26 protein-coding genes and 1 tRNA gene are annotated in these 24,646 nt (G+C 66.9%); 9 read left to right on the forward strand and 18 right to left on the reverse strand.

Annotation, left to right across the window (positions count from 1 at the left end; genetic code table 11):
* Nucleotides 1-8: 8 nt before the first annotated feature.
* The 8 genes from tatC to CXY79_RS12735 all read right to left on the reverse strand — a co-directional run bounded on the left by tatC (nucleotide 9) and on the right by CXY79_RS12735 (nucleotide 6,269).
* Nucleotides 9-761: a twin-arginine translocase subunit TatC gene (tatC, locus tag CXY79_RS12700; RefSeq protein ID WP_104102077.1), complete on the reverse strand. Its 753-nt coding sequence runs from the start codon at nucleotides 759-761 to the stop codon at nucleotides 9-11.
* A 47-nt stretch (nucleotides 762-808) separates the two neighbouring features.
* Complete coding sequence (gene tatA / locus CXY79_RS16580) at nucleotides 809-1,030, reverse strand: twin-arginine translocase TatA/TatE family subunit (RefSeq protein WP_104102079.1); 222 nt, start codon at nucleotides 1,028-1,030, stop codon at nucleotides 809-811.
* Entirely contained in the window at nucleotides 1,023-1,370 is a 348-nt protein-coding gene (locus CXY79_RS12710) for a hypothetical protein (RefSeq protein ID WP_104102082.1), read from the reverse strand. Before CXY79_RS12710 ends, tatA begins: the two co-directional genes overlap by 8 nt.
* Nucleotides 1,371-2,366, reverse strand: a complete 996-nt coding sequence (locus CXY79_RS12715; protein WP_104102085.1) for a YafY family protein — start codon at nucleotides 2,364-2,366, stop codon at nucleotides 1,371-1,373.
* Entirely contained in the window at nucleotides 2,363-3,424 is a 1,062-nt protein-coding gene (locus CXY79_RS12720; RefSeq protein ID WP_233191462.1) for a YafY family protein, read from the reverse strand. Before CXY79_RS12720 ends, CXY79_RS12715 begins: the two co-directional genes overlap by 4 nt.
* 34 nt (nucleotides 3,425-3,458) lie before the next feature.
* Complete coding sequence (locus CXY79_RS12725; RefSeq protein ID WP_104102087.1) at nucleotides 3,459-4,427, reverse strand: FKBP-type peptidyl-prolyl cis-trans isomerase; 969 nt, start codon at nucleotides 4,425-4,427, stop codon at nucleotides 3,459-3,461.
* 79 nt (nucleotides 4,428-4,506) lie between these two features.
* Nucleotides 4,507-5,538, reverse strand: a complete 1,032-nt coding sequence (locus tag CXY79_RS12730; protein WP_104102090.1) for a tRNA (adenine-N1)-methyltransferase — start codon at nucleotides 5,536-5,538, stop codon at nucleotides 4,507-4,509.
* A 26-nt stretch (nucleotides 5,539-5,564) separates the two neighbouring features.
* Nucleotides 5,565-6,269 (reverse strand): HAD family hydrolase, encoded by a 705-nt coding sequence (locus tag CXY79_RS12735; protein WP_369827984.1) that lies wholly within the window; start codon nucleotides 6,267-6,269, stop codon nucleotides 5,565-5,567.
* Nucleotides 6,270-6,366: 97 nt separating this feature from the next.
* On the opposite strand from CXY79_RS12735, the gene CXY79_RS12740 reads away from it, so the two are divergent.
* Nucleotides 6,367-7,311: a proteasome assembly chaperone family protein gene (locus CXY79_RS12740; protein ID WP_233191463.1), complete on the forward strand. Its 945-nt coding sequence runs from the start codon at nucleotides 6,367-6,369 to the stop codon at nucleotides 7,309-7,311.
* Here the strand turns inward: CXY79_RS12740 and mshC are convergent.
* Genes mshC through CXY79_RS12755 form a run of 3 tightly spaced genes read right to left on the reverse strand, consistent with a single transcriptional unit; the run spans nucleotide 7,308 to nucleotide 10,800 of the window.
* On the reverse strand, nucleotides 7,308-8,588 hold the full coding sequence (gene mshC / locus CXY79_RS12745; protein WP_104102095.1) for a cysteine--1-D-myo-inosityl 2-amino-2-deoxy-alpha-D-glucopyranoside ligase: 1,281 nt from the start codon (nucleotides 8,586-8,588) through the stop codon (nucleotides 7,308-7,310). The two genes, CXY79_RS12740 and mshC, sit on opposite strands and share 4 nt — an antisense overlap.
* Before the next feature lie 13 nt (nucleotides 8,589-8,601).
* Nucleotides 8,602-9,456, reverse strand: a complete 855-nt coding sequence (locus tag CXY79_RS12750) for an undecaprenyl-diphosphate phosphatase (RefSeq protein ID WP_104102097.1) — start codon at nucleotides 9,454-9,456, stop codon at nucleotides 8,602-8,604.
* A gap of 18 nt (nucleotides 9,457-9,474) precedes the next feature.
* Complete coding sequence (locus CXY79_RS12755; RefSeq protein WP_104102100.1) at nucleotides 9,475-10,800, reverse strand: M20/M25/M40 family metallo-hydrolase; 1,326 nt, start codon at nucleotides 10,798-10,800, stop codon at nucleotides 9,475-9,477.
* 116 nt (nucleotides 10,801-10,916) lie between these two features.
* Between CXY79_RS12755 and CXY79_RS12760 the strand changes: the two genes are divergently transcribed.
* A tRNA-Leu gene (locus CXY79_RS12760) sits at nucleotides 10,917-10,999 on the forward strand.
* Between the two features lie 500 nt (nucleotides 11,000-11,499).
* Here the strand turns inward: CXY79_RS12760 and CXY79_RS12765 are convergent.
* The 4 genes from CXY79_RS12765 to CXY79_RS12780 all read right to left on the reverse strand — a co-directional run bounded on the left by CXY79_RS12765 (nucleotide 11,500) and on the right by CXY79_RS12780 (nucleotide 14,856).
* Nucleotides 11,500-11,808 carry a hypothetical protein gene (locus CXY79_RS12765; protein ID WP_104102102.1) on the reverse strand — a complete coding sequence of 103 codons (309 nt, stop codon included), beginning with the start codon at nucleotides 11,806-11,808 and terminating at the stop codon, nucleotides 11,500-11,502.
* 398 nt (nucleotides 11,809-12,206) lie between these two features.
* Complete coding sequence (locus tag CXY79_RS12770; RefSeq protein ID WP_104102105.1) at nucleotides 12,207-12,707, reverse strand: CarD family transcriptional regulator; 501 nt, start codon at nucleotides 12,705-12,707, stop codon at nucleotides 12,207-12,209.
* 134 nt (nucleotides 12,708-12,841) lie between these two features.
* The gene (locus CXY79_RS12775; RefSeq protein WP_104102107.1) at nucleotides 12,842-13,867 is read right to left on the reverse strand and encodes an agmatine/peptidylarginine deiminase; all 1,026 of its coding nucleotides are present in this window, start codon (nucleotides 13,865-13,867) and stop codon (nucleotides 12,842-12,844) included.
* On the reverse strand, nucleotides 13,864-14,856 hold the full coding sequence (locus tag CXY79_RS12780) for a nitrilase-related carbon-nitrogen hydrolase (protein WP_104102110.1): 993 nt from the start codon (nucleotides 14,854-14,856) through the stop codon (nucleotides 13,864-13,866). Before CXY79_RS12780 ends, CXY79_RS12775 begins: the two co-directional genes overlap by 4 nt.
* Nucleotides 14,857-14,930: 74 nt before the next feature.
* Here CXY79_RS12780 and CXY79_RS12785 point away from each other — a divergent pair, with 74 nt between their 5' ends.
* From CXY79_RS12785 to CXY79_RS12805, 4 genes are all read left to right on the forward strand, one after another.
* Nucleotides 14,931-15,617, forward strand: coding sequence for a TetR/AcrR family transcriptional regulator (locus CXY79_RS12785; RefSeq protein ID WP_104102113.1), 687 nt, complete (start codon nucleotides 14,931-14,933; stop codon nucleotides 15,615-15,617).
* A 465-nt stretch (nucleotides 15,618-16,082) separates the two neighbouring features.
* Complete coding sequence (locus tag CXY79_RS12795) at nucleotides 16,083-16,886, forward strand: VWA domain-containing protein (RefSeq protein ID WP_233191464.1); 804 nt, start codon at nucleotides 16,083-16,085, stop codon at nucleotides 16,884-16,886.
* Nucleotides 16,886-17,638, forward strand: coding sequence for an SRPBCC family protein (locus CXY79_RS12800; RefSeq protein ID WP_104102119.1), 753 nt, complete (start codon nucleotides 16,886-16,888; stop codon nucleotides 17,636-17,638). Before CXY79_RS12795 ends, CXY79_RS12800 begins: the two co-directional genes overlap by 1 nt.
* Nucleotides 17,631-18,773 carry an XdhC family protein gene (locus CXY79_RS12805; protein ID WP_104102121.1) on the forward strand — a complete coding sequence of 381 codons (1,143 nt, stop codon included), beginning with the start codon at nucleotides 17,631-17,633 and terminating at the stop codon, nucleotides 18,771-18,773. The genes CXY79_RS12800 and CXY79_RS12805 overlap by 8 nt, the downstream gene beginning before the upstream one ends.
* Nucleotides 18,774-18,781: 8 nt before the next feature.
* Here the strand turns inward: CXY79_RS12805 and CXY79_RS12810 are convergent, their stop codons facing one another.
* Together CXY79_RS12810 and CXY79_RS12815 are read right to left on the reverse strand one after the other, a co-directional pair.
* Nucleotides 18,782-21,010 carry an MMPL family transporter gene (locus CXY79_RS12810; protein WP_104102124.1) on the reverse strand — a complete coding sequence of 743 codons (2,229 nt, stop codon included), beginning with the start codon at nucleotides 21,008-21,010 and terminating at the stop codon, nucleotides 18,782-18,784.
* A 348-nt stretch (nucleotides 21,011-21,358) separates the two neighbouring features.
* The gene (locus CXY79_RS12815; protein ID WP_104102230.1) at nucleotides 21,359-21,721 is read right to left on the reverse strand and encodes a hypothetical protein; all 363 of its coding nucleotides are present in this window, start codon (nucleotides 21,719-21,721) and stop codon (nucleotides 21,359-21,361) included.
* 125 nt (nucleotides 21,722-21,846) lie between these two features.
* On the opposite strand from CXY79_RS12815, the gene CXY79_RS16050 reads away from it, so the two are divergent.
* Both CXY79_RS16050 and CXY79_RS12820 read left to right on the forward strand, forming a co-directional pair.
* Entirely contained in the window at nucleotides 21,847-21,999 is a 153-nt protein-coding gene (locus CXY79_RS16050; RefSeq protein WP_158250293.1) for a hypothetical protein, read from the forward strand.
* 19 nt (nucleotides 22,000-22,018) lie between these two features.
* Nucleotides 22,019-22,927 (forward strand): hypothetical protein, encoded by a 909-nt coding sequence (locus CXY79_RS12820; protein WP_233191465.1) that lies wholly within the window; start codon nucleotides 22,019-22,021, stop codon nucleotides 22,925-22,927.
* Here CXY79_RS12820 and CXY79_RS12825 read toward each other — a convergent pair.
* On the reverse strand, nucleotides 22,914-23,849 hold the full coding sequence (locus CXY79_RS12825) for a DnaJ domain-containing protein (RefSeq protein WP_104102128.1): 936 nt from the start codon (nucleotides 23,847-23,849) through the stop codon (nucleotides 22,914-22,916). The genes CXY79_RS12820 and CXY79_RS12825 overlap by 14 nt on opposite strands.
* Nucleotides 23,850-23,994: 145 nt before the next feature.
* On the opposite strand from CXY79_RS12825, the gene CXY79_RS12830 reads away from it, so the two are divergent.
* Entirely contained in the window at nucleotides 23,995-24,642 is a 648-nt protein-coding gene (locus CXY79_RS12830; RefSeq protein WP_233191466.1) for a DUF1345 domain-containing protein, read from the forward strand.
* Nucleotides 24,643-24,646: the final 4 nt, after the last annotated feature.

Here is a 24,646-nt window from a genome sequence, read left to right on the forward strand (position 1 = left end):
GGATGCGCTCAGAGCGCCAACTCCTGTTCGAGGGAACGGGCGCGGCGGGCGGCACGTCGATCGTGGAGGAACGCGATTCCATAGGCGGCGAAGTAAAGCAGGACCATAGGGATGGCAAGAAGAAACATCGAGATCACGTCGGCAGCGGGGGTGGCGATCGCGGTAAACAGCGTGATCAACAGCACTGCGATCCGCCAGGATTTGATGATCGACTGAGCACTGATCACTCCGGCCAGGTTGAGCAGAACGATGAAGACGGGGAGCACGAATGCCACACCGATCGCGATCATGAGCTTCAACACGAAATCGAGGTAACTTTGCGCGACGATGAGAGCGGCGTCTTCCTTGGGTGCGAAACTCGTCATCAGTCCGACGATGTTCGGCAGAACGAACCATCCCGCAGCGCAGCCCGCCAGGAACAGCGGAATGGCGGTGAAGAGGAAGCCGAAGGTGTACTGCTTTTCGATGCGGGTGAGGCCGGGAACCAGGAACGCGAAGATCTGGAAGAGCCAGACCGGGCTGGACACGACGAGCCCCACGTAGAAGGCGATCTTCAACTTCAGGTCAAAGGCACTAGTGATGTCTGGGTAGTTCAGCTGAGCCGTGCGGTCCTGCGCCTCGATGATGGCGTAGATCGGCTCGCGCAGGGCGTCCCACACGAAATCGGACAGGAACCAGCCGACGATCGCACCAACCAGTATTCCTGCCGCAGCGAGGAAGAGACGCTTGCGCAGCTCTAGCAGATGTTGGCCCAGCGACATTTTTCCATCAGTGGCCGTGCGCCGAGGGATTCGCCCCGCCACGGGACTTACGATTTCGTCGTCGGGTCGGCTGTGCCGGCGGCCTTCGAAGAGTCGTCAGCGCTGCCGGTGGTTTCGGCGTCTTCTTTATCGCTCTTGATCTCGTTCTTGAAAATCTTCATGGACTGCCCGAGGCTGCGGGCGAGGCCGGGAAGCTTGGGCGCACCGAACAGAAGCAGAACGATGACGAGGATGATCAGGAAGTGCCATCCGGTCAGGTTGTTAAGCATCAGTATCTGTCCTCTGGGTCAATGGTTGAGTTATAAACAGTTTACCTCTGGCGATCGAGGAATCCCGCCGCCGCTGTCGACGTTGCGCCCGGTCACGCTGAACCAGTTCGAGAGCGCGGTAGAGGTCGGCGGGCTTTGTGAAGACGGCCGGTTGGAACCGGTCCGACGGCGGCAGCTCCTGCCCCCGGGTGACGTCAGCGACAAGATCGCCGAGTTCTTGAAGGGCCTCCAGTGTGGCCATGACCTTCTTGAACAGGGCGAATCCGAACCAGGCCAGCATCGCGAGCAGGCCGAGCACCAGGCCGATCCAGATCAGTGCCCACGACCACCACGGCATCATCTACTCCCCCGCGTCTGTCGGTTCGGACTCGTCGTAGCGGGCCACGCCGGCGGCCGCCCACTCGCGCACGACCGCGCGCGCCTCGGCCGGGTCAACCACTTCCACGACTCCGGCGAGGCCGGTGACGAGGCGTTTGAGGCCGTGATAGTGAGCCACTTTGAGTGTCCTCCGCACGCGGTCCCCGTGTGCGCCGGGGGCGCCGTATGGTGCGTAGTCTGCGAGCAGCGGAACGGCAGACGTCGGGAGTTCAACCGTCACATCCTGGTCGGACGCGGAGCCCTCGAAGAGGGTCTCGGTCGGCACAGCATCGGCGGACCGGGGGTTGGTCGGCACGTCGGTCACGTGCAGATCGCTCATTCGGTCGAGGCGAAAGGTGCGGGCCGCTTCGCGGAGGTGGCACCAGCCGCGCAGGTACCAGTCCCGGTCCACAGACTGGATGCGCCACGGGTCGACCCGGCGCAGTTCATTCTCGCCGCGGGCATTCAGGTAGTCGAACTCGATCTGTACTCCGCCGCGGACCGCGGCTTGCACGACCGCAATACTGCTGCGGGCATCCGTGCCGGAGACGGCAACTTGGCTGGGAGCCGCTGAGGCGCTGCGGGTGAGTTTCGCCATCAGCGACGCGATCGCGTCGACGTCGGCATTCTCCGGTAGCGACGACAGGTATTGAAGGCCGGCGATCAGCGCGGCGGCTTCCCGGGCGGAGAAGCGCGGCGAGTCGTCGATGGCCACGAGGTGGGTGAGCACGATGAGGTCGTTCGTTTCGAACTCGTCCCAATGGATATCGAACAGGTCGCCGTGCAGGTACTGGCGGGTTTCCCCGGGGATGCCGGAAACCGCGATGAGATTGACCGCGTCGCGCACCCGGTCAGGCGACACCCCGAAGTGCGCGGCGACGTCGGTCACGCTGATGCGGTCATGGTCCATCAGGAAGGGAACCAGCGCCAGGAGGAAGGTCAGCTTGTCGGATGCTCCGAGTGCCGGACCGCCGTTCATTCGTCGGCCGCCGTCGTGGTATCCGGGTGCACATTCAGATCGAAATCGGTGTGGGCATCCCGCACGGTGATCAGGCGGGACCGGACCGCCGTGCGCAGGGCCGCGGGCGAGTGCACCAGAACCTCCGGGCCGTAGCCGGCGAGCTCGTCGGCGAACACGTTGAGATCGGTGAAGTTCAGGTGGAGAGCGGATGCGTCCGCGTTCGTTCGAATCTCTCCCGGGGCGACTCGTTTCGACAGTCTCACCGCGGCATCGCTGCCCGGCCGGGCGGCGATCACGGCGATGTTGGCGGTCCACAGCGCCTCGAGCTCGCTGAGCGCTTCCTGCCCCTGACCGTCACCGTGCGCCACGAACGAGGCTCCGGGGACCGTCACCACCGGGCCCACGATCCGGGAGAGCAGGTACGTGCGGGTTGCCGCAGCATCCTGGTCGGTGCCGAACAGGTGCCATCGTCCGTCGTGCAACACCATGGCGCGGGGCTCGACCTGACGGCGGCGCGCCGCCGCCTCGCCGGGCTTCAGATAGAGGAATGCCACAACCTGACCGCGATCCATTGCCTTGCTGAGCGGTTCGAAGGACGCCTCCCGCACGCGCAGGGACGGCGAGTAACCGAGCACGGGATCGCTCGAGTCGATGCCCAGCGCATGCAGTTTAGTCATCGCACGCCTGGACTCCGCAGACAGGGAGCCCTCCCGCCAGACCGTCGCGGCAAGCTTCAGCAGCATGAGCTCGTCCGGACTGAAAGTCACGCCCACCGGAAGCTCGTAGAGTCCCTTGGGGATGCGGTAGCGCAAATGGTGGTTGCTCCCGGGATCGTCCGGCGGCTCAACCACCTCGAGCGGAATGCCCAGTTCGCGGATGTCGTCTTTGTCTCGTTCGAACTGCCGCTCCAGGCTCGCGTTGTCTCCGCCGGGGAGATAGCGCTGGCGGTACCCCTGCACGGTGGACAGAATATCGGCCTTGGTCAACCCGACTTCCGTTGCGATAAGCGCAAGTACCAGGCTGAACAGGCGTTCTTCTACCGAAACACGGCTGTTCTTTTCAATGGTGGACGGCACGCTGCGAGTCTATCCGCCGCTTCTAGGCCGAGACTTAGTTCACGCCGAGGATATCGACGACGAACACGAGCGTTGAGCCTGCGGGGATCTTTTGCGAGGCCTCATCACCATAAGCCTGATCGGCCGGGATGACGGCGATGACCTGCGAACCGACAGTCTGCCCGATGATGGCCTGGGCGAACCCGGGGATCAGCCCGCCCTCGGTCTTCGAACCGTCCACGATCAGGAACTCGGCCGGTTTCCCGGTCTGCCAGCTGGAATCGAAGACCGTGTTCTCGTTCCAGAGCACGCCCGTGTAGTGCAGGGTCGCAGTGTCGCCTTCCGCGACCTGCTCGCCATCGCCCTTCTTGAGGACGCCGATCTGCAGCTCGGTCGGCGGCTCACTCGACGGAATGGTGAGGCCGGGGGTTCCATCAGTCGCAAGGACAACGGACGGAAGCCCGCTCGCGACCGACTGGTTGGCGCCGTTGGCCCGGAGCAGGTTGGCTCGCACGACGTCGATCACGAAGACCAGCGAGTCGTCGGCGCCGATGCCACTGTTGGGGTCTCCGCCGGCCGGACCGAGCCCGTCGTCCGGGGAGACGATGAGAGCCAGCCGGGATCCGACCTGGGCGCACTCCAGGCCCATCGCCAGGCCCGGGAGCGACTGTTCGTCGTCCAGGACGATGCTGGCCTGGTTGACCCCGTCGTACTCGCCCGCGCTGATCAACGCACCCGTCGTACCGTTGTAGAGGCTGAGGTCGAGCTTGACCAGCTGATCCGGGACGAGACCGGCACCCGTGCCGGCGATGATCTCACTGGCCTGGGTGGAGTCCGTCTTCAACGGGGTCGGGAAGTCCACCGTCGGCGCGGAGCCGAATTCGCCCGACACCGACACGAGCTTCGACGCTGCCCCCTTCGTGACCGGCGCCTGGCAGTCTGCGGCGTCGACGGGGGTGCTGCAGCCGGTGAGGACCGCGACCAGCAGGCCAGCGGAAGCGATGAGTGCAGGAGCTCTACGCACGGGATCTCATTTCAGTGTGGGGCAGGTGATTGTGCGGGACAGGGGCAAATTCGGGGCCGGATGACAGGCCGAAACAATCCTAACGGGCGTTGGGTGCGAGGTCGTCGGGTTCGCCCGCGTCGAGCCCGCGAGCCTTCGAGATGGCCGCGCCTGTCTCGGCCATCCGCACGCGCTTGCGCATGACCTTCGAGCTGACACTGCGTTCGCCGAGGGCGCCCGGCGTCCAGGCCTCCACATCGGCATCAGAGAAGTCGGTCTTCGACGGACGGCGCTTCAATTCGGGAAGAATCGTGTCGGGGGCGAGACGGCGGGCCGTGATCAGGAAACCCGTGTGCCCGATCATCCGGTGATCGGGCCGCACGGCGAGACCCTCGACGTGCCACCCGCGAACCATGGTCTCGTTCGAGTCCGGGTTCGTGTATAAAGCGGTCGCACGAATGGCCTCGGCCACCCGCGAGAGTTGGGTCACCGTGGCCACGTAGCAGAGCAGCACTCCGCCTGGCTTGAGCGCGTCCGAAACAGAGCCCAGGCACTCCCAGGGCGCGAGCATGTCGAGCACGACCCGGTCCACGCTCTGGGCCGGCATCGTGTCGGGGAGGGTATCGGCGAGGTCGCCGAGCGTGATGCTCCAGTTGGCGGGATCAGACCCGAGAAAGGTCGCGATATTGTCACGGGCGACATCCGCGAACTCGCTGCGGCGTTCGAATGAGGCCAGCCTCCCGGCGGGGCCGATGGCGCGCAGCAGCCAGAGCGACAGGGCGCCGGAACCGACGCCGGCCTCCACCACAGTCGCCCCCGGGAAGATATCGGCCTGCGCGATGATCTGGGCGGCGTCCTTGGGATAGATGATGGCAGCGCCTCGCGGCATCGACATCACGAAGTCGTTCAGCAACGGCCGCAAGGCGAGGTGCTCCACGCCGACGTTGTTCGTGACGACCGAGCCGTCCGGGACACCGATGACGTCATTGTGCGCCAGGATTCCCCGGTGGGTGTGGAAGACCTTGCCTGGTTCCAGGGTGATCGTGTTCAGTTTGTTCTTGGGTCCGGTCAGCTGTACCCGGTCGCCGATCCGGAAGGGTCCACTGTTTTGGATGACCTGATTGTCGCTCATGCGTGCGTTACGTCCTTGCTCTCGGGTCAGTGTGGGTCGGTCGGGGCCGGCTTGTGGCCGAGGGATCCGCGACGGGCGGTGTACAGCGAGGTGAAACCGTGCAGAGTGCGACCGGCGAGGGTCGGCCAGAGCTCGTAGTGCGCACTCTCGGGCAGGGAGACCATGTGCGGGACGCCGACGACGACGGCCCCGGATGCCACGGCGGCCGCGATGCCCGGAATGGAGTCCTCGACCGCGATGCAGTGCTCGGGGTCGACGCCGAGCAGCCCGGCAGCCGTCAGGTACGCCTCTGGATGCGGCTTGCTGTTCGTGACCATATCGCCGGCGATAATGGTGTCGAAGGCGGTGAATCCGACAAGTTCGGCGATCTGTCGTGCCATCCGCTGCTGTGACATGGTGACCAGCGCCATGGGGACGCCGGCGGTCTTGAGCTCGGCGAGCAGCTCGAGCGCGCCGGGCCGCCACGGGGCACCGCAGGTTCTCAGGAGTTCCTGGACACGGCTGGTGAGCCGGTGCACGATGGCGTCGCCGGCCAGATCGACGCCCCGATCCTGCAGGATGACCGCGGAACCCTCGAGGCCGGAGCCGACCAGCAGCATGGCGTCGCTGTGCGACCAGACGCCGCCGAAGGACTCGACCAGTTCCGTCTCGGCCCGCATCCAGTACGGCTCGGAGTCCACGATGGTGCCGTCCATGTCCCAGAGCACGGCCGCAGGCAGGGGGGAATTGATTCGGATCGCGTTCACGGAGTTCAAGTGTAGGGGGCACCGCCTATCCTTGATGGATGGTGCGCCGTGCGGGGCACCCCGTCGAAAGAGGTTTCGGACAGTGACAGAGGCTAATGGGTTCCTCAACGGTCGCCTCCTGGTGGTGGCGTTCGAGGGTTGGAACGACGCCGGCGACGCGGCGACCGGCGCCGTGGGCACCCTGAAGGATCTGCTGGATGTCTCCCCGGTCGCGGAGATCGACCCAGAGATCTACTTCGACTATCAGTTCAACCGGCCCACCATTTCGGCCGGCGGGGAAGACGGCCGGCGCAAACTGGAGTGGCCGGGTGCGGTGCTCTACGGACCGACGACCCCCGCCGAGGCCGGGGCTCCCCTGGCCGACGACGCCCAGCTGCGCGTCAGCGGCACGAACGCCGGAAACATCTATCTGCTCCTTGGAACGGAACCGTCCCGCAGCTGGAAGGGATTCGCCGCAGAGATTCTCGACGCCGCCCTCGCCGCGGATGTCGGCGGCATCGTCTTCCTCGGGGCGATGCTGGCCGACGTTCCTCACACCCGGCCTATCTCCATCTTCGTCTCCAGCGACAACCCGCAGGTACGGGCCGAACTTCAGGTTGAGCGCAGCACCTACGAAGGCCCCGTCGGCATCCTGAGCGTGCTCGCGATCGCCGCGGAGGAGGTCGGCATTCCGACCCTGTCGATCTGGGCGTCCGTCCCCCACTACGTGCACAATGCGCCGTCGCCGAAGGCGATGCTGGCACTGATCGACAAGCTTGAGGAGATCATCGATGTCGTCATCCCGCGCGGCGACCTGGTGAGCGAGGCCGATGAATGGCAAAGCGGCATCGACACGCTGGCGGCCGAGGACGACGAGATGGCGGCCTATATCGGGCAGCTCGAACAGGCTCGCGACACGGTCGATTCCCCGGAGGCCAGCGGCGAAGCGATCGCCCAGGAATTCGAGAAATACCTGCGCAAGCGCGGCGATGGCCGGGACGGCCCCGGCGAGGGGCGCCCGCCGACCGACTCGCCCCGCCAGCCCTAAAGAGCCACGCCGAGCAGCGCGTCGACCGCGCGGGCCAGCAGTGCCGGATCGTCGACTCTGTCGGAGTCGGCTGCGGCGGCATCCACGACCGCCAGCGCGCTCGGGGTGTCGAGGTCGGCGGCGAGGGCGGCCCGCAGCCGTTCGATGACCGCGTGCGTGTCGAGGGTTCCGGCCGTGCCCGCTGTCCCGAAGGCCGCGGTCCAGGTCGCGAGGCGGGCCACCGCCGCCCGAAGGTGCGCGTTCGTCCACTCCCAATCGGCGCGGTAGTGCTGGTCGAGCAGGGCCAGGCGGATTGCTCGCGGGTCGGTTCCCGCGGTGCGCAGTTTGGACACGAGCACCAGATTTCCGAGCGACTTGCTCATCTTCTCGCCCTGATAGGCCACCATGCCGGTGTGGCTGTAGACGCCGGCCAGCGGATGCCCGGATAGGGCTGCCGCGTGCCCCGCACTCATGTCGTGGTGCGGGAAGATCAGATCGCTGCCGCCGCCCTGCACCGTGAAGTCCGTGCCGAGTTCCTTCAGTGCGATGACCGAACACTCAATGTGCCAGCCCGGACGGCCGGCGCCGACGCGCGACGCCCAGGACGGTTCCCCGGGGCGGGCCGAGCGCCAGAGCAGCGGGTCGAGGACGTCCCGCTTGCCGGGACGGGCCGGGTCTCCCCCGCGTTCGGAGAACAGGGTGAGCATGGCCTCGGAGTCGAGATTGCTCTCGTCGCCGAGCGTCCACGAGGTCGCGCGCTGCGCGGCCTCAATGTCGAAGTAGATGTCGGAACCGGCGGCCTCCGTCGGCTCGGGCGCGCCTGCGGCGGCCGCGTCCACGGGGACCGGGTACGCGAGGCCGGCATCCCAGAGCTGGGCCACGGCATCCGCAATCTCGTCGATGACCTCGGTGACGGCGACATAGTCGTTCGGCGGGATGATCCCCAGTGCCTCCATGTCGGTGCGGAAGAGGTTCACCTGCGACTCGGCGAGAACCGCCCAGTCGACGCCGGTGGCGGCCGCTCGCTCGAGGAGCGGGTCGTCGACATCCGTCACGTTCTGGGCGTAGTGCACCCGATAGCCGCCGTCCAGCCAGACCCGCTGCAGAGTGTCGAAGGCCAGGTAGGTGGCCGCATGGCCGAGGTGCGTGGCGTCGTAGGGGGTGATCCCACACACGTACAGCCGGGCGACGTCAGTGGGTTTGGCCTCGATCAGGGCCGCGGTGGCGGTATCGTGCAGCCAGGGTGCGCCGGACTGACCGGGGAGTTGCGGAATTTCGGGTCGTCGCCAGGCACGCATCCTCCCAGCCTAACTAGGCGGGGATGGTGTTCGTCACCAGCAGGCCGATCAGCACGAGGCCGAGCACGATGCGGTAGATCACGAACGGCAGGAAGCTACGTCTGGAGATATAGCTCATGAAGAACTTGATCACGAACAGGGCGACGACGAAGCCGATGACCGTGGCCGCCAGGGTGTCCCACGGGCCGAAAATCTCCGGGGTGCAGTTTGTCGCACCCTCCAGGCACGGCTTGACGATCGATTTGTACACCTGGAACAGCCCGCTGCCGAGAACGGCCGGGATGGCGAGCAGGAAAGCGTAGCGGGCGGCGGCGGCGCGCTCGTACCCCATGAACAGGCCGGCGGTGATCGTGCCTCCCGAGCGGGATACGCCGGGGATCAACGCGAGGGCTTGGGCGAAGCCATAGACGATGCCATGGGGCACGGTGAGGTCGCCCAGCCGGCGGCGATTGGCCCCGACGTAGTCGGCGATGCCGAGCAGGAGGCCGAAGCCGATCAGCACGCTGGCGGTAATCCACAGGTTGCGGAGCGAGGACTCGATCTGGTCCTGGAAGAGCAGGCCGAGCGCCACGATGGGCAGCGATCCGAGGATGATCAGCCAGCCCATCCGCGCGTCCGGGTCGGCGCGCGGAACCTTGCCGACGAGGGACTTGGACCACTGCCCGATGATGCGCACGATATCGCGCCAGAAGTAGATCACCACGGCAGCCTCGGTACCGATCTGGATGATCGCGGTGAAGCGGGCTCCCGGGTCACCTCCGGTTCCTAGGAATTCCCCGACGATACGGATGTGGGCGCTGGAGGAGACCGGGAGGAATTCGGTAAGTCCCTGCACGAGTCCCAGGATGAGTGCGTCGATGAAGTTCACGAAATGCCCTTTTGCTGTTCAGTAGTTCGAGAGCAGGTCGGTCAGGACCTGCCTGCCAAACACTAACGCGTCGAGAGGCACCCGTTCGTCGACCCCGTGGAACATCGCCGGGAAATCGAGGTCGGCGGGGAGCTTGAGCGGGGCAAAACCGTAACCCTTGATCCCGAGGGTGCTGAGGGCCTTGTTGTCCGTGCCGGCGGAGAGCAGGTAGGGCAGCACCGGAGCGCCCGGATCGTGTCGGCCAAGGGTCTCGACGACCGCGTCGACGAGGGGCCCGCCGAATTCTGTTTCGAGACCGATGTCGCGGTGCATGATCACGATCTCGATGTCGGGGCCGACCAGCGCGGCCACTTCGGCGAGTACGGAATCCTCGTCGCCGGGCAGGGTGCGGATGTCGATGAGCGCCTCGGCCCGGTCCGGGATGACGTTGTGCTTGTACCCGGCGTGCAGAACGGTGGGATTGGTCGTGGTGCGCAGGCTCGCTTGGATGAAGCCCGATGCCGTGCCAGTGGCGAGGGCCAGCTCGTCGGGACCAACACGTTGGGGGTCGACGTCGAGCACCCGTGCCAGCTCCGCCAACAGCTGGGTGGTGGTCTCGGTCAGACGGATCGGCCACTCGCGTCGTCCGACCTTGGCGACAGCCTCGGCGAGCCGGGTCACGGCGTTGCTACGGATCAGCCGGGACCCGTGGGCCGCCTCGCCCCGCGCCACAAGCTTGATCCAGATCAGCGCCTTCTCGCCCGTCTGGAGCAGGTAGGCACGCTGACCGCCGAGCGTGATCGAGTAGCCCCCGACCTCGCTGATGGCCTCGGTGGCGCCCTTGAAGAGCTCCGGACGGGTGTCGACGAGGTAGTGTGAGCCGAGCACTCCCCCGGCCTCCTCGTCGGCGAAGAACGCCACGATCAGTTCACGGGCCGGTTCCTGGCCGGAGCCGAGGATGTTTTGGAGCGACGCGAGCATCATGGCGTCCATGTTCTTCATGTCAACGGCTCCGCGGCCCCACAGGAGGCCGTCCTTGATCACGCCGGCGAACGGGTCCACCGACCAGGCCTCCGGGTCAGCGGGAACGACGTCGAGGTGGCCGTGGACCACCAGCGCCCCGCGGCTGCTGTCACGACCCGGAACGCGCACGACGACACTCGTGCGGCCCGGTTCTGAATCGAACAGCTGCGGGGCGAGGCCGAGAGACCGCAGGTTCGCCTCGACGTACTCGGCGGCATCCGTTTCGCCGTTCGAACGGCCCTCGCCATAGTTGGTCGTGTCGAAACGGATGAGGTCGCGAGCGATCGTGGCCGTGAGGTCCAGTGCAGCGTCGGCCGGCGTGTTGTCAGCAAAGGAAAGCATGCGTGTCACGCTACCGGGCCTCGCCGCCGGCGGGCGACGGTGGGCGCGGCTGGAGGGCCTCGAAATCCGTGCTAGATTACATATTCGGCGGCCGGGAACGGCCGCTGGAACACTCGGCCCGGGTGGCGGAATGGCAGACGCGCTAGCTTGAGGTGCTAGTGCCCTTATGGGCGTGGGGGTTCAAGTCCCCCCTCGGGCACAGAAATTAGATTCGGATCATTCCGACTCGTCATGTGGAAATAGGTCGCGACAATCGATACCGGTTGCGCGGCCTATTTTTTTATGGTCGAACGTTTCTCCGGCCGGAACGCAGTCTCCTCGCCATCACCCCGTATCGGAGGTCCGCCGGCGGCAGCCTCACCGCCGACATGCTCGGCGCCGCCCGCTTTCCCCGCAGGCGATCGCCACTGAAGAACTGGTTGGTGCCACCTACTGTCAACCGATCATCGGCTCCTCTCCCGTGCGCGCCTGGATCGCACACCTCATGCCGGCGATCCTCGACGGGACCGTCGATCCCGGAGGGTCTTCGACCGCACGGTGAACTCCGACGCATCCCCGTCGCCAACCGTGACGGGGCAACCGCGAAGCCGTCACGATCATGATGGCCCTCTGACCGGCCGCGTCGCGGCCAGAGGTCAGCGACCAAGGGAAGATCGTAGGGGCTGTGCTCGCAGTTGCCCGAGGTCGCGGCTTGGCAGCCTATTCCTCAAACGTCACGTTGCCGCGGCAGGCTTCGCCCGGGCTGGGCACCAGATCCTTGAAGCCGTGGCTGACGAACCGCCCGTAGCTCTGCACGCGCCCGTCCGTGACGAAGTCGTCGTTGAATTGGGGCGGCTGGTTTTCCTCAGCATCGGGGAGGTCCCGGCCCGAATAGGCGCACGCCGAACTCGCGTTCGTTGCGCCCGGGACCGGACTGCCATTGCCACTGGTCTCGCCAGCCTGAGCCGAAGTGGCGCCGACGAAAACAAGTCCGAGTGCGACAACGCACCCCAGTACCATGCGTTTCATGAGTAATCCTCTCAACAAGGGACGACCCGCCTGGCATCGGGTGAGCCAGCGTCCCGCCCCACCTTTGCGGAGGATACTCCTCGGTGGCTATCTGGACAACGGGCGGAAGACACATTCGGAGAGCCATCCATGACCGCGCGAACCGCTTGTTCCCCTCAGGCAGGCCAAGCGCCGCAGCCGCAGCCGCATCCGACTTCGAGGAGTCGGTCGACGGGCTTCGGCCGCAATTTCTCGGCCAGGAGCCGGTATTAGTTCTCCTGCACCTCGTCAGGGATGTACCGGGTCGCGGAAAGCACGGGCGGAGGTAGATCATCGACGGCCCGAGCACCCACTCGTGGAAGGCATCCGACACTTCGTCGTGTCGGTGGATCGCTTGGGCGTCGAACCGCCGCGCCGGCCTAGACCGCTTCGGTGAGGGCTCCGGAGAGAACCTCGTCCAAAGCCAGGACGGTGTCTTCCGGCGATGTGCCGAGCGCCAGCGCCAGCTCAGACTCGAGGAGTTGACGGGACTTGGCGAGCATCCGCTTCTCACCGGCGGACACGCCGCCGTCCTGTTCGCGGCGCCACAGGTCCCGGACGACTTCGGCGACGCGCGTCACGCTGTCACTCGCCATCTTCTCTTGATTCGCTTTGAACCGGCGGCTCCAGTTCGTTGCTTCCTCCGTGAACGGCTCGCGTAGAACCTTGTAGACCTCTTCCAGCCCAGCGGCATCGATGACGTCACGCACTCCAACAAGCCCCGCATTCGCGATGGGAAGTTGGATTGTGAGCTGCGACGAATGCACGCGCAGCGTCATCGCCGGCTGGGCGACGCCCTTCAGCGTTATGGTGGAGAGCTCGGTAAGGGTGACCGCACCGTGGTGCGGATAGACGAGGGTTTCCCCAACGATGAACTTCAAACTGACTCGATTCAGATCGTGCTGCATGCGGCGTCTCGGTGGCGCCGACTAGCCGAATTCCCGGCGGCCAACCTGTCAATTGTGCCACAGTCCCCTGAACGTTCACCTTGCGGCAGCAAGCGTGGCGCGGCGTACTACCCGGCCGATGGCTGCTGCTGGGTGATGCAGTGGATGCCGCCGCCGCGCGCGAACAACGGCCGCGCCTCGACCGACACGACCGTTCGGCCCGGATACGCCGCGGCCAGGATCTCCCGGGCGACCTGGTCGGCCCGTTCCTCGCCGAAGCCGCAGGCGATCACGCCGCCGTTGACGACGAGGTGGTTGACGTAGTTGTAGTCCACGAAGCCGTCCTCGTCCGTGAGTGCGGCCGGTGCCGGCAGGTCGACGATGGTGAACGGCCGGCCCGCCGCATCCGTCTCCTCGGCGAGAACGGCGCGGAGCTGCCTGGTCACGGCATAGTCCGGGTGGGCCGGGTCGTTCTGCGCGTGTATCAACACCGTTCCGGGCGACGGGAGGGCGGCCACCATATCGACGTGGCCGCGGGTTCCGTAGCGCTGCTGGTCCCGGCTCAGGCCGCGCGGCAGCCAGACCAGGCGGGTGGCGCCGAGGGTACGGGCGAACTCGGCCTCTATCCTCGCCCGGTCGACGTAGGGGTTCCGGCCCGGATCCAGTTGAACGGTCTGCGTGGCCAGCACCGTGCCCGCGCCGTCGACGTGAATGCCGCCGCCCTCGTTCACGAGCACCGAGGAGATCGCACTCGCGCCAGAGGCGGCGGTGACGAGCCTGCCTACCTCCATGTCTTTGCCCCAGCGCGCCCAATCCTGGGCACCCCAACCGTTGAATGCCCAGTCCACCGCCCCCAGCTGCCCGTCATCACCCAGCACGAAGGACGGGCCGATGTCGCGCATCCAGGCGTCATCAAGTGGTGCCTCGATGATTTCGATCTCCGCGGAGAGGTACCGCCGAGCGGTCGCCACCTCGGCCGGGTCGACGACCATGGTGACGGGTTCGAATTCGAGGACCGCGTGGGCAACCGCGGTCCAGGTGCCGCGCGCCTCGTCGGCGGAATACGCATCCGTGCCGAGCGTGTAGCCGTCCACCGGGAATGCCATCCAGACCCGGTCCTGCGGCGCGGTCTCCGCCGGCATCAGCCAGGTCACGACTCCCCCGACGTCACCATCGCACCGAACGGATGAGCCGGGTCGACCGGCGTGGTCAGCCCCGCATAGCTGTCCGGCCGTCGGGTGGCCAGGAAGGGAAACAGCGTGAGCCACTCCTCCCGTTGTGCCAGGTCGAGGTCGGCAACCAGCACCGCGGACTCGTCACGGGGAGCCTGCACGAGCACACGACCGTAGGGGTCAGAGATGAAAGAGGAGCCGTAAAAGGTCAGGTCGCCCTCGTCGCCGTGACGATTGGGCACCACCATGAAGAGGCCGCTGGTGATCCCGTTGGCCACGATCACCTGCCGCCAGAGCGGTTGGGTGTCGAACGTGGGGAAGCCGGGCTCCGAGCCGATCGCCGTGGGGTAGACCAGCAGCTGGGCGCCGCCGAGGCCGTACAGCCGCGACACCTCGGGGAACCATTCGTCCCAGCAGGTGGGCAGCCCGATCCGGGCACCGCCCAGTTCCTCCGGCGCATAGACGGGATACGCGTCCTCGGCTGGGCCCGGTCGGAACCAGGTGTCCTCGTAGTAGCCCTCGGTGACCGGGATGTGCAGTTTGCGCGTGCGACCGAGCAGCCGACCGGTCGGCGAGACCAGGATGGCCGTGTTGTAACCACGCGGGTCCTCCGGTGCATCCTCTGCGTCCGGTCTCTCGTAGACGGAGGCGTGCACGACGACGCCGTGCAATTTGGCCTGCTCAGCCGCGAAGGCGAAGGTCGGTCCGGTCAGCAGGTCCTCGGCCGTCAGCTTCGGCACACCCTGTGCCCGTGAGTTGCCGGGGTATTTGCGCAGCGTCAGCTCGGGCAGGAAGGCGACGCGGGCACCCTGATCGGAGGCCAGACGGATGCCCTCGGCCAGCTCCGCGCGCAGCGTGTTTTCGTCGACGTGCCAGCGGTGCTGCACGAGCCCGACCCGGAGCGGCGGCCGGGCCTCGCCCGACGTGCGGGTCAGCGGTTCGGCGATGCCGGGCGCGTTGATCACGAGCATGACGAGACCTCCCTGCGGAATTATTGATCACTTGATCAATAACCGTTGGCTAAAGATATATAGACTCAGGTTTCATGTCAACCGATCCGAGCGCATCGCGGCGCAAAGCACCGATCGAGCGGGCGGCGGAAATCGCCCGCGCCGCCCGGGAGATCGCCCTTGACGAAGGCTTGTCGGCCCTCACACTGCGTGCGGTCGCCTCCCGGATCGGGGTGACCCCGGCCCTGGTCAGTCACTACCAACCGAGCATGGACTCCCTGGTGGCTTCCACTTTCGGGGCGATCGTGGCCGCCGAGATCGGCGAGGTGGCGGAGGAGCTGGCGCCCTGCGAGACAGCCGTGGCGGCCCTGCAGACGCTGATCGACACTCTGCTCGGACCCGAACGCAGCACCGTGACCGCGGTCTGGCTCGACGCCTGGAGCCTCGGCCGACGCCACCCTGCGCTCGCCGTGGAGGTGGGCGTTCAGATGGACGCCTGGCAGGCGTTCCTGGCCGTCCTGCTGCACACCGGCTGCGCGCGCGGCGAATTTCGGGCGATCGACCCGGACGCCGTCGCCTGGCAGCTTTTGGCGATCATCGACGGGCTGAACGCGCACGCCATCGTGCGCTACGGCCATGCACAGCGGCTGCGCGGTCTCGTGCGCACCGTCGCCGAACACGAGCTGGGGCTGCGCTCCGGGGCCCTCGGGCCCGGGGACGACTCCGGCCGCCGACCCGAACCTGACCATCCCCCGGCACCGATCACCGTGCCTGTATACTGAGTACAGACTTCCGGTCATGGTTCTGCTGTGAACGGACGGGCGCTGGTTGAGACAGTGCATGAGGCCCCGGCGATTCGTCGCCGGGGCCTTTCCCGTTGCGGGACCGCCACTGAACCCTCGACGTTCTCCGCTGCGGGACGGTCGCTCCCGGCGGCCGACTCCCCGGCGGCCCGGAGGCGTCCCGATTCGCGTTGACAACCCGGCGGCCCCGGAGCGCTATGTGACACAGTTCCGTGCCTATCGCTGCCGCCGGGCACCTTTTCGAAGTGGAGGCCACTGTGCAGATTCCAGCTTCCTTCGACTATGTGCGCGCCAGCACGGTCGACGATGCGATCACCTGACTCGAGCGCCATGGTCCGGAGTCCCGGGTCATCGCGGGCGGGCACAGTCGTCAGCCGATGATGGAGCTCCGTCTGGCCAGACCCGAGTGGCTGATCGACATCAACAAGCTCTTCGAACTGGACTTTGTGCTGCGCGATCGCGGCGGACCAGGCGCCGCTGCCCCAGCCGCCGGTCCTGGCTCCGGACGAGGTCGCCCAGATGCGTCGCCTGGTGCGCCGGATCGCCCTCGCCACGCCGGAACGCGTCAGCAGCCGCACCCGGAAGAGCTCCCGGAGCGCCCCGAGGCTGGACCTGCGCCGCACGGTTAGGGCGGCGCAGCACAGCGGCGGGGAACCGGTGCGCCTGATCTACCGGCGCCGGCGCACGCGACTGCGCCGTTTGATCCTGCTGTGCAATGTGTCCGGGTCGATGGAGGCGTACACGCGGGTTTTCCTGTCGCTCCTGCAGGGTGCAATCGCGGAGGCCGAGGCCGAAGCCTTCATCTTCTCGACCGGATTAACCCGGCTGACCCGTCAGCTCGCGGTGCGCGACCCGGACCAAGCTCTGGCACGGGCTGCCGCCAGCACCCAGGACTGGGCAGGCGGCACCAGGCTGGCAAAAAGCATCCGCCATTTCACGGATGCCTGGGGTCGACGTAGCCTCGCCCGCGGGGCCGTCGTCGTGATCATCTCGGATGGGTGGGCGCTGGACGACCCGGAATGGGTGCACACCCAGATGGCCCGCCTGCGGCGCCTGGCCTACCGCATCATCTGGGTCAACCCCAGGAAGATCGTTTTAAACTACCAGCCGGTGGTGGGAGGCATGGCGGCCGCGTTGTCCTTTGTCGACGCGTTCGTCAGCGGGCACAGCTATGCGGCCCTGGCAGAAGTGGCGGCGGCGATTCGCGCCGACCGTTCGGACCCATACGAGAATACGAGGACCCGTTGATGGACATCAACAGCACGTTCTCCGTCGTCGCACCGATCGACGAGGTGTGGAAGACTCTGATGGACTTCGAACGTGTCGCCGGCTGCGTTCCGGGGGCACAGGTGCTGAACAAGCTTTCGGATGACGCCTATCAGGTCGGAATGAAAGTGAAATTGGGTCCGGTGACCATTCAGTACAGAGGTCAGATGACCGTTCTCGAACGAGATGCGACCGCGCACCGCGCCGTGATCGAGGGGCGCGGTCAGGGCACGGCCACCCTCACCCTTGTCGAGGCGGAGGGCGAGACCCAGGGCACGGTCAGTGCCGAGGTAGCGCTTTCCGGCAAGGTGGCCGCGATGGGGCGCAGCATCATCGGCAGCGTCACGGACCAGATGATGGTCCTCTTCGCCGAGAACCTGCAGGCCATGGTCACGGGTCCGGCTCCGGAACCGGCGGTGCCTGCTGCCGGGGCCACGACCGGGCAGACCGCCGAGACGGTCAGTGGGACGGGAACCGCGACGGCTCCGCCCGCCGCACCGCCGGCCCGGCCCCTCACGACGGCGCCTACCTCCCGGGCGCCGCAGCCGCCCGCGGAGACCAGCCTGAACGCCCTCGATCTGGCCAAGGGCATCGTGATGGATCAGCTCAGCAGCCTGCCCAGGCTACTCGGCGTGATCGCAGCGGTGGCGTTTGTCGCCTATTGGATCGGCCGCCGCGCCGGCGGTCGGAAGACCCGGATGAGCGAAACCGGAAGGGTCACCACCTGTGCGTGAGGTTCTGAACCCGCTGCTGACGGGATGGCAGGCCGGCGGCATTGCCGGCCTGGCCACCGTCGTGCGCACCTTCCAGTCCGCCCCCCGGCCGGCCGGCGCGTCGATGCTGGTCACCGCCGACGGGGAGGTGGTCGGCTCGGTCTCCGGCGGCTGTGTCGAAAGTGCCGTCTACGACCTCGCGATCCAGGTGATCGAGGATGGGCGGCCGGTGCTGGTGCGCTACGGCATCAGCGACGACGACGCCTTCTCCGTTGGTCTGACTTGCGGCGGCATCCTCGACGTCTTCGTCGAGCCAGTCAGCCAGGTGAGCTTCGCGGAGCTGGCCGCTGTGGAGCAGGACATCACCGGATCGGCTCCGGTAGGGGTCGCGACCGTGATCGCGCACCCCGATCCCGGCCGTCTGGGCCGACACCTGATCATCCGGCCGCACGGCTTCGACGGCGATCTGGGCTCCGAACGGGCGAACCGGGCCATCGGCGACGATGCTCGCGGGCTGCTGGCCGCCGGACGCAACAGCACCCTCACCTACGGTCCCGACGGTGAACGACGCGGTGAGGGCATGCGGGTCTTCGTCAACAGCTACGCCCCGCGCCCACGGATGCTGGTGTTCGGCGCCATCGATTTCGCGGCCGCCCTGGCCCGGCTGGCTTCCTTCCTCGGCTACCGTGTCACCGTCTGCGATGCCCGCGAGGTCTTCGCCACGCCGGCCCGGTTCCCGGAGGCCGACGAGGTCATCGTCGGCTGGCCGCACCGCTACCTGGCCGAGCAGGTCGCGGCCGGGCTCGTGGATGAGCGCACCGTCGTCTGCGTGCTCACCCACGACCCGAAATTCGACGTGCCGCTCCTCAAGGTGGCCCTGACCAGCGGCCCGTTCGCCTACATCGGTGCGATGGGGTCTCGGCGCACTCACGAGGACCGACTGACCCGGCTCCGCGAGGCAGGTGTGGGCGAGGCGGAGCTGGCAAGGTTGCACAGCCCCATCGGGCTGGATCTCGGCTCCCGAACCCCGGAAGAGACGGCCGTGTCCATCGCCGCGGAGATCATCGCCGAGCAGTGGGGCGGCACCGGAGAGCCGTTGGGCAGCCTGGCCGACCGGATCCACCACGACGACCTGGACGAGCCGACCTCGGTGTAGCCGCCGCCCTACTCCCGCATCCCGAAGCGGGCGTAGATCGGATGCAACCACCTCGGCGCCCACCAGAGGCCCTTCTCGAGCGAGGTCATCACAGCGGGAACCACGATGGTGCGCACGAGGGTCGCGTCCAGCAGCACGGCCACGGCGAGGGCGACGCCGATCTGTTTCATCTGCAGCAGATTGCCGGTCGCGAACCCGGCGAACACGATCACGATGATCAGGGCCGCGGAGGAGATGATCCGGCCCGAGCTCTGCAGACCCGTCTCGATAGCGAGCCGCGTGGCCTCACCCGCCTCGTAGTGCTCCTTGATCCGGGCGAGCAGGAACATCTCGTAGTCCATGGCCAGGCCGAAGCCGAAGGTGAGCACGAGGGTCAGAACCAGAGGGTCCACCCCGGCGATCGTATCGGCATCGAAATCGAGCAGGCCTGCGAGATTTCCCTCCTGGAAACCCCAGACCAGGATGCCCACGGAGGCGCCGAGCGAGATGACGCTGATCACGAGGGCGGTGAGCGGGATGACCACGGAACCGGTCATCAGGAAGAGCAGCAGGAACGTGGCCCCGGCGATGATCAGGGCAGCCCAGGGCGCGCCGGCGACCAATGAGTCGACATAGTCGACCGACGCGGCATCCGTGCCGCCGACCCAGTGGTCGAAGTCGGGCCGGTAGTCCCGGATCTCCCGCACAACGGCCGGGCCCGCGTTCTGGTCGACGCCGACGCGCGACACCCAATGCCCGTTCACCAGGGCCGGTGGTGTCGTGCCGGTGACGTTCGGCAGCGTCGCCACCTCCTCGGCCCAGGCCGCGGCGGACGCCTCATCGGTGTCCGAGACGAGCTGCACCAGCGGGGCCGTGGCGAGGGGGAAGTGGTCGTTCAGCGCCGTGACGAACCCGTACTGGGTCGAGGCCTTCGGGATGGCGTCGGCGCCGCCGCTGGACACGTTGATGTTTAGCGCGGGGCTGCCGAGCAGGAGGAGCACGGCGATGCCCCCGAGCGCCACGAGCACGGGCGCCCGTTGCACGCGGCGAGTCAGCCGGGAGAAGACGCCCTCCCGGGGGGCGACGTCGCCGAAACGGGTCAGGAGGGGACCGAGGCCGGGGATGCGGGTCAGCAGGCCCGGCTTCAGCAGCCGTTCGCCGAAGTACCCGAGCAGAGCCGGCACAAGAACGAGCGCCGTCAGGATGGCGATCAGCACCACGGAGACCGCGCCGATGGCGATGGCACGGATGATCGTCGGTTCGAAGACCAGCAGGCCCACCGTGGCGATGGCGAAGGTCAGACCGGAGTAGAGCACCGTGCGGCCGGCCGTGTCCGCCGTGATGCCCACCGCCTGCAGCATCAGCTCGTGACGTTCCGTACGCGTTTCGCTGTCGCCGGCCCGCTCCACGAGTGCCCGGAACTCCTCGCGGAACCGGCTGACGATCAGGAGCCCGTAGTCGATGGAGAGCCCCAGCCCGATCACGGTGATGACGTTGAGCACCGTGGTGTCGATTTCCATCAGGTAGCTGAAGCCGAAGAGGGCCCCGAGAGCGCCGGCGATCGACGCCAACGCCCCGATCAGCGGGATGCCGGCCGCCAGGAATCCGCCGAAGATGACCAGCATCACAAGGAGGGCGATCGGCAACGCGATCAGCTCGCCCTTCTGCAGGTCGGCCTCGGCGACCGCCACCAGGGATTCCACCAGGAGCGGGGTTCCGCCGACTTCCACGGTGGCGTCCGGCTCAAGCCGCCGGACCTCGTCGGCCGCCACGCCGAGCCGTTCTTCCACCTCGCCCAGCAGGTCATCACTGAGGTCACCGTCTGGTGCCACCATCTGGGCGTTCAGCAACAGTCCGGTGCCGTCGGGCACCAGGAGAGGCATCGCAGCCGGGTTCGGCGAGCCGTCAGGGAGCGGTGGGATGGCGAGCGGGTTGATGACCTCTGATACCCCGTCGACTTCCAACAGGTCGGTCGTGGCCGCGGTGAGGATCAGGCCCAGGTCCGGGGAGGACAGGTCGACGTCGTGGATCAGCAGAGAGAGAGATTCCGTGTCTGCGCCCTCGGTGCCCTGCAGCAGATTGGCTGCCTGGCTGGCCTCGCCTTCAACGGTGGGTCCGGCGCTGGAGAGCCGCTGGAAAAGGTTCTCCCCCGTCACCCCGATCAGTGCCGTCGCCACGCACGCGGCGATCGTGAGCGCCCAGAGCAGCAGAGAGGTGAACCGGTGACGGGCGATCAAAATGCCCAGTGTGCGCAGCATGGCAGAAGTCCTCCGGTCTCAGGCGGCTACCGCCAAATTACTCCACCCGGCGCCGACGGACCGACACCTGTCGGGTGCCGGGACACACCGCGGGAGGTGTACGCTCGGAGTTATGCCCCGTATACCTATGGGGGTATAGTCCGGGTTGGCCTGATCGCTGCCACTTGGGACGAACGTGCGCCGCAAGATCCTTGTCGGTCGAGTCCGGGGCTCTGCGACAACTTCATCCCGAACGAATTCGACGGAGATTCTGCTCTAAACAGCGCCCGTGGGCTAAAAAACGGGAGTTTGACCTAAAATCTCCGTCGAATTGGTTCGAGACCGGAGACGACCAGGACTCACACTCACCTAGGGTGCCTCGTCGACGATGCCGATGAATGCGTTGCCGATGCCGTCGACCTCGGTGCGACTGAGGCCGGCGGCGGCATCTGGGAGTTTCTCGGATCCGTGGTAGTCACAGGTCAGATAGGTGAAGGCGGGCCACCACTTCTTGGGACGCGCGGCTTCGGAGAACCCGCAGACATCACAACGTAGTTCCACCCAGACCGGCTTCTTGCCGGTGCGGTTGGCCCGAGACTGCACGAGCCACGCCGGCGGGTTGCGCTCGATCTCGGCCAGTTCAGCCTCCGACATTCGGGAGGGCAGTTCGTGGCGCTGCGCCATTTCGATCGGGATATCCAGGCGCAGGGCGGCGATTCGTCGGGTAATCATCTTGACCAAGGATAGGCGTTCCCGGGCCGGGTAGCCTCGTCGGCTACGGCACTCCCTGCGTCAAACTCGACTTTCTCGACCCGTCGACGTCGGCCGAGGCCCGGAGCACCAACGGTGCGATCACGGTGGGGCTGCCGGCGGACGGGGTGACCTACCGGGTGGACGCCCGCGCGACCAACGGCGAGAGTGACAGCGGGTCGGTCCCGGGCGACTCCTCTTCCCGCCGCTCCATCACCGCGGCGACCGCCAACGGGAAGGTGACGGTCGAAGCCCGCTGACCGGTCGAAGGGGCCGCCCATGAAACACTGGGGTATGCGCGATACCGTCTCCCCCCTCGGCCTGCTGCTCGACGTGGACGGGCCGATCGCCAGTCCGGTGTCCCGGACCATCGCCATACCGAGCATCATCACGGATCTGATCAGCCTGGCCGGAGCCAACGTTCCGATCGCATTCATCACCGGGCGGTCGTCGACATTCATCCGCGAGAAGGTTGTCGCGCCCCTCCGCGCAGCCGGACTGCCCGAGTCGATGCGCATGTACGGGGTCTGCGAGAAGGGAGCCGTCTGGTTCCCGATCACTGCCGCGGGGATGGGCGAGATCGTCGTCGATGACAGCGTGGCCCTGCCGACCGCTGCCGTGGATATGCTGCGCAACCTCGTCGTCGACGGGTTCAGCGACACGATGTTCTTCGACGAGACCAAGCAGGCCATGGTCTCGGTCGAGCAGCGCACGGATGCCGACCACGGCCGGTACCAGGCCGCCGCGGTGGAGTTCAACGAGGCCGCATTCGGGGTGATGGTTGAACTCGGGCTGGGCATCCGTTTCGGTGATCGAGTCGTTCCGGACCAGGCCGGCACCGTGGGATTCCGGATCGACCCGACGATCATCTCGACCGACATCGAGTCGGTCACCCTGGACAAGGACCGCGGCGCGGAGCGGGCGCTGGCCTTTTTCTCCGAATCGGGAACACTCCCCCGGGTCTGGCGCTCGGTCGGCGACTCGCGCAGCGACTACCTGATGGCCGACCACCTGCATGCCGCCGGCTATGACGTCTCGCATGTGGATGTGCGGCCGTCCGACGGTATCCTCGAGCGCCCCTACCCCGTGATCGTAGAGGGGTCCCTGATCCACGACGCGGCCGGCGCAGAATTCCTCCGGTACTGGGCCGACAAGCTGGGCCTGCGCGAAGCGGCTACTCCGAACTGAAGCGGATGCCGTCCTGCAGGCGGCTCCGCAACTCGAACACCTTCTCGAAGCTGCCGCGGTCCATTCCGGGCAGCCCGCTGCGCAGCACCCCGATCAGCCGTGACCTCGGCAGCGTGATCACGGTCGGGCGCCGGCCACGTCCGGGGACCGTCAAAGGGTCAGTCAGGGCCTCGTCGGGCAGCACGACCAGCACAGCGGTGAACCTCACCCGCAGCGACTTCGCCAGAGCCCGCACGACACCCTCGACGTCTTCGATCGGACGAACATCGGGGCCGAGGGCGTCACCGACGAGCTCCCCGCGCCGAAGCTGCACCGGCCCGCCCCAGTCCTCGGACAGGACCGCGAACAGTCCCGCCGGGCCGAGCACGACGTGATCGACCTTGCCGCCCTGCATGCCGGCAGCCACATCATGCCAGGCCGTGAAGCCGATCCCGAGGGCGGAGACGAGTTGCGCCGTTGATTCCTCGGCCAGAGCCTTCGCCAGCCAATGCCGGATCTCCCGCGGCGCCGAACGGATCAGCGTCGGGGCATACGGGTCATCGATAGAGGTTCCGCGCCCGGCCCATTCCCGAAGCAGTTCGAGGTAACGCTGGCGCGCCTCCCCACCCGGATGGCCGTACATGCGCGCGCGCGGCCCAGCCTGCGTGGCCTGCCCACGGCCGGCTCCGGAGGCGTAGGCGGGGCGCTCCGGCTCGGGGAACGCGTCCGGGTACCGACGGCGGTCATAGTCGGCGCGCCCCTCCGGGGTTCCCACCCGCTCCCACGCGATCTGAACGAGGTGGAAGGCGGCGGCGTCTCCGCCGACGTCCGGATGCGTGTGGCGCAGCAGGCGACGGTAGGCACGACGAAGTTCGTCGTCACTTGCCGACGGGCTGACGCCGAGTACCTCGTAGGGCGACGCCGCGGTCGGGCTATCTGACATCCAGCGTTCTCTTTCAGCGTTAGTGCGGCCGGCAATGGAACAGCCAGCCAATCGTTCCCTCACACTACCGACCCTGGCTGGCATAACACCGGATGCGCCCCGGGCCTCGGCCCGCAGAGACCCGATTTCATGGCACGATCAGCATATGACGACGCACGGCCAACGCCTCCACCGCTCGAGTACCCGACTTATCGGCATGTTCGCGGTGGGTGTCGTCGTCGCTGTTCTGGCCGGGGTGTGCGGGAGCTGGACCCTGGCTCCGATCGCGGGCTGGGCGGCCGCCTGCGTGACGTATGTCACCTGGGTGTGGATCACCATCGGCCCCATGGACAACCAGAACACGGCCAGCCATGCCACCCGGGAGGATTCGTCCCGAGGTGCCGCCGACATCCTGATTCTTCTCAGCAGCCTCGGCAGCCTCGGCGCTCTGGTGTTCCTGCTGGTGGGGACCGACACCAGCTCGGTCACCGCACGGGGAATCCTGGCGGCGGCGGCGGTGCTCAGCGTCGGACTCTCCTGGATTCTGGTGCACACCCTGTTCACGCTCCGCTATGCCTCGCTCTACTACTCCGGGCCCGACGGCGGGGTGGATTTCAACCAGGCGGTGCCACCGAGTTACGGGGATTTCGCCTACCTGGCCTTCACAATCGGGATGACTTTCCAAGTGTCAGACACCAGTCTGCAAACGCACGCAATTCGGATGACGGCGTTGCGCCACGGTCTGCTCTCGTATCTGTTCGGCTCGTTCATCTTGGCTACCCTGATCAACCTGGTGGCCGGCCTGTTGCGCTGACGAG

This window comes from Cryobacterium sp. M96 (assembly GCF_002929845.1).
In the GTDB taxonomy this organism is placed as follows: Bacteria; Actinomycetota; Actinomycetes; order Actinomycetales; family Microbacteriaceae; genus Cryobacterium; species Cryobacterium sandaracinum.

What these genes read in the sequence shown, in the direction of transcription:
- tatC (WP_104102077.1), bottom strand. Translation starts at nt 761, where the DNA reads ATGTCGCTGGGCCAACATCTGCTAGAGCTGCGCAAGCGTCTCTTCCTC.
- tatA (WP_104102079.1), bottom strand. Translation starts at nt 1,030, where the DNA reads ATGCTTAACAACCTGACCGGATGGCACTTCCTGATCATCCTCGTCATC.
- CXY79_RS12710 (WP_104102082.1), bottom strand. Translation starts at nt 1,370, where the DNA reads ATGATGCCGTGGTGGTCGTGGGCACTGATCTGGATCGGCCTGGTGCTC.
- CXY79_RS12715 (WP_104102085.1), bottom strand. Translation starts at nt 2,366, where the DNA reads ATGAACGGCGGTCCGGCACTCGGAGCATCCGACAAGCTGACCTTCCTC.
- CXY79_RS12730 (WP_104102090.1), bottom strand. Translation starts at nt 5,538, where the DNA reads ATGAGCGACAATCAGGTCATCCAAAACAGTGGACCCTTCCGGATCGGC.
- mshC (WP_104102095.1), bottom strand. Translation starts at nt 8,588, where the DNA reads ATGCGTGCCTGGCGACGACCCGAAATTCCGCAACTCCCCGGTCAGTCC.
- CXY79_RS12755 (WP_104102100.1), bottom strand. Translation starts at nt 10,800, where the DNA reads ATGCTTTCCTTTGCTGACAACACGCCGGCCGACGCTGCACTGGACCTC.
- CXY79_RS12765 (WP_104102102.1), bottom strand. Translation starts at nt 11,808, where the DNA reads ATGAAACGCATGGTACTGGGGTGCGTTGTCGCACTCGGACTTGTTTTC.
- CXY79_RS12780 (WP_104102110.1), bottom strand. Translation starts at nt 14,856, where the DNA reads ATGCTCGTGATCAACGCGCCCGGCATCGCCGAACCGCTGACCCGCACG.
- CXY79_RS12785 (WP_104102113.1), top strand. Translation starts at nt 14,931, where the DNA reads ATGTCAACCGATCCGAGCGCATCGCGGCGCAAAGCACCGATCGAGCGG.
- CXY79_RS12800 (WP_104102119.1), top strand. Translation starts at nt 16,886, where the DNA reads ATGGACATCAACAGCACGTTCTCCGTCGTCGCACCGATCGACGAGGTG.
- CXY79_RS12810 (WP_104102124.1), bottom strand. Translation starts at nt 21,010, where the DNA reads ATGCTGCGCACACTGGGCATTTTGATCGCCCGTCACCGGTTCACCTCT.
- CXY79_RS12815 (WP_104102230.1), bottom strand. Translation starts at nt 21,721, where the DNA reads ATGATTACCCGACGAATCGCCGCCCTGCGCCTGGATATCCCGATCGAA.
- CXY79_RS12820 (WP_233191465.1), top strand. Translation starts at nt 22,019, where the DNA reads ATGAAACACTGGGGTATGCGCGATACCGTCTCCCCCCTCGGCCTGCTG.
- CXY79_RS12825 (WP_104102128.1), bottom strand. Translation starts at nt 23,849, where the DNA reads ATGTCAGATAGCCCGACCGCGGCGTCGCCCTACGAGGTACTCGGCGTC.
- CXY79_RS12830 (WP_233191466.1), top strand. Translation starts at nt 23,995, where the DNA reads ATGACGACGCACGGCCAACGCCTCCACCGCTCGAGTACCCGACTTATC.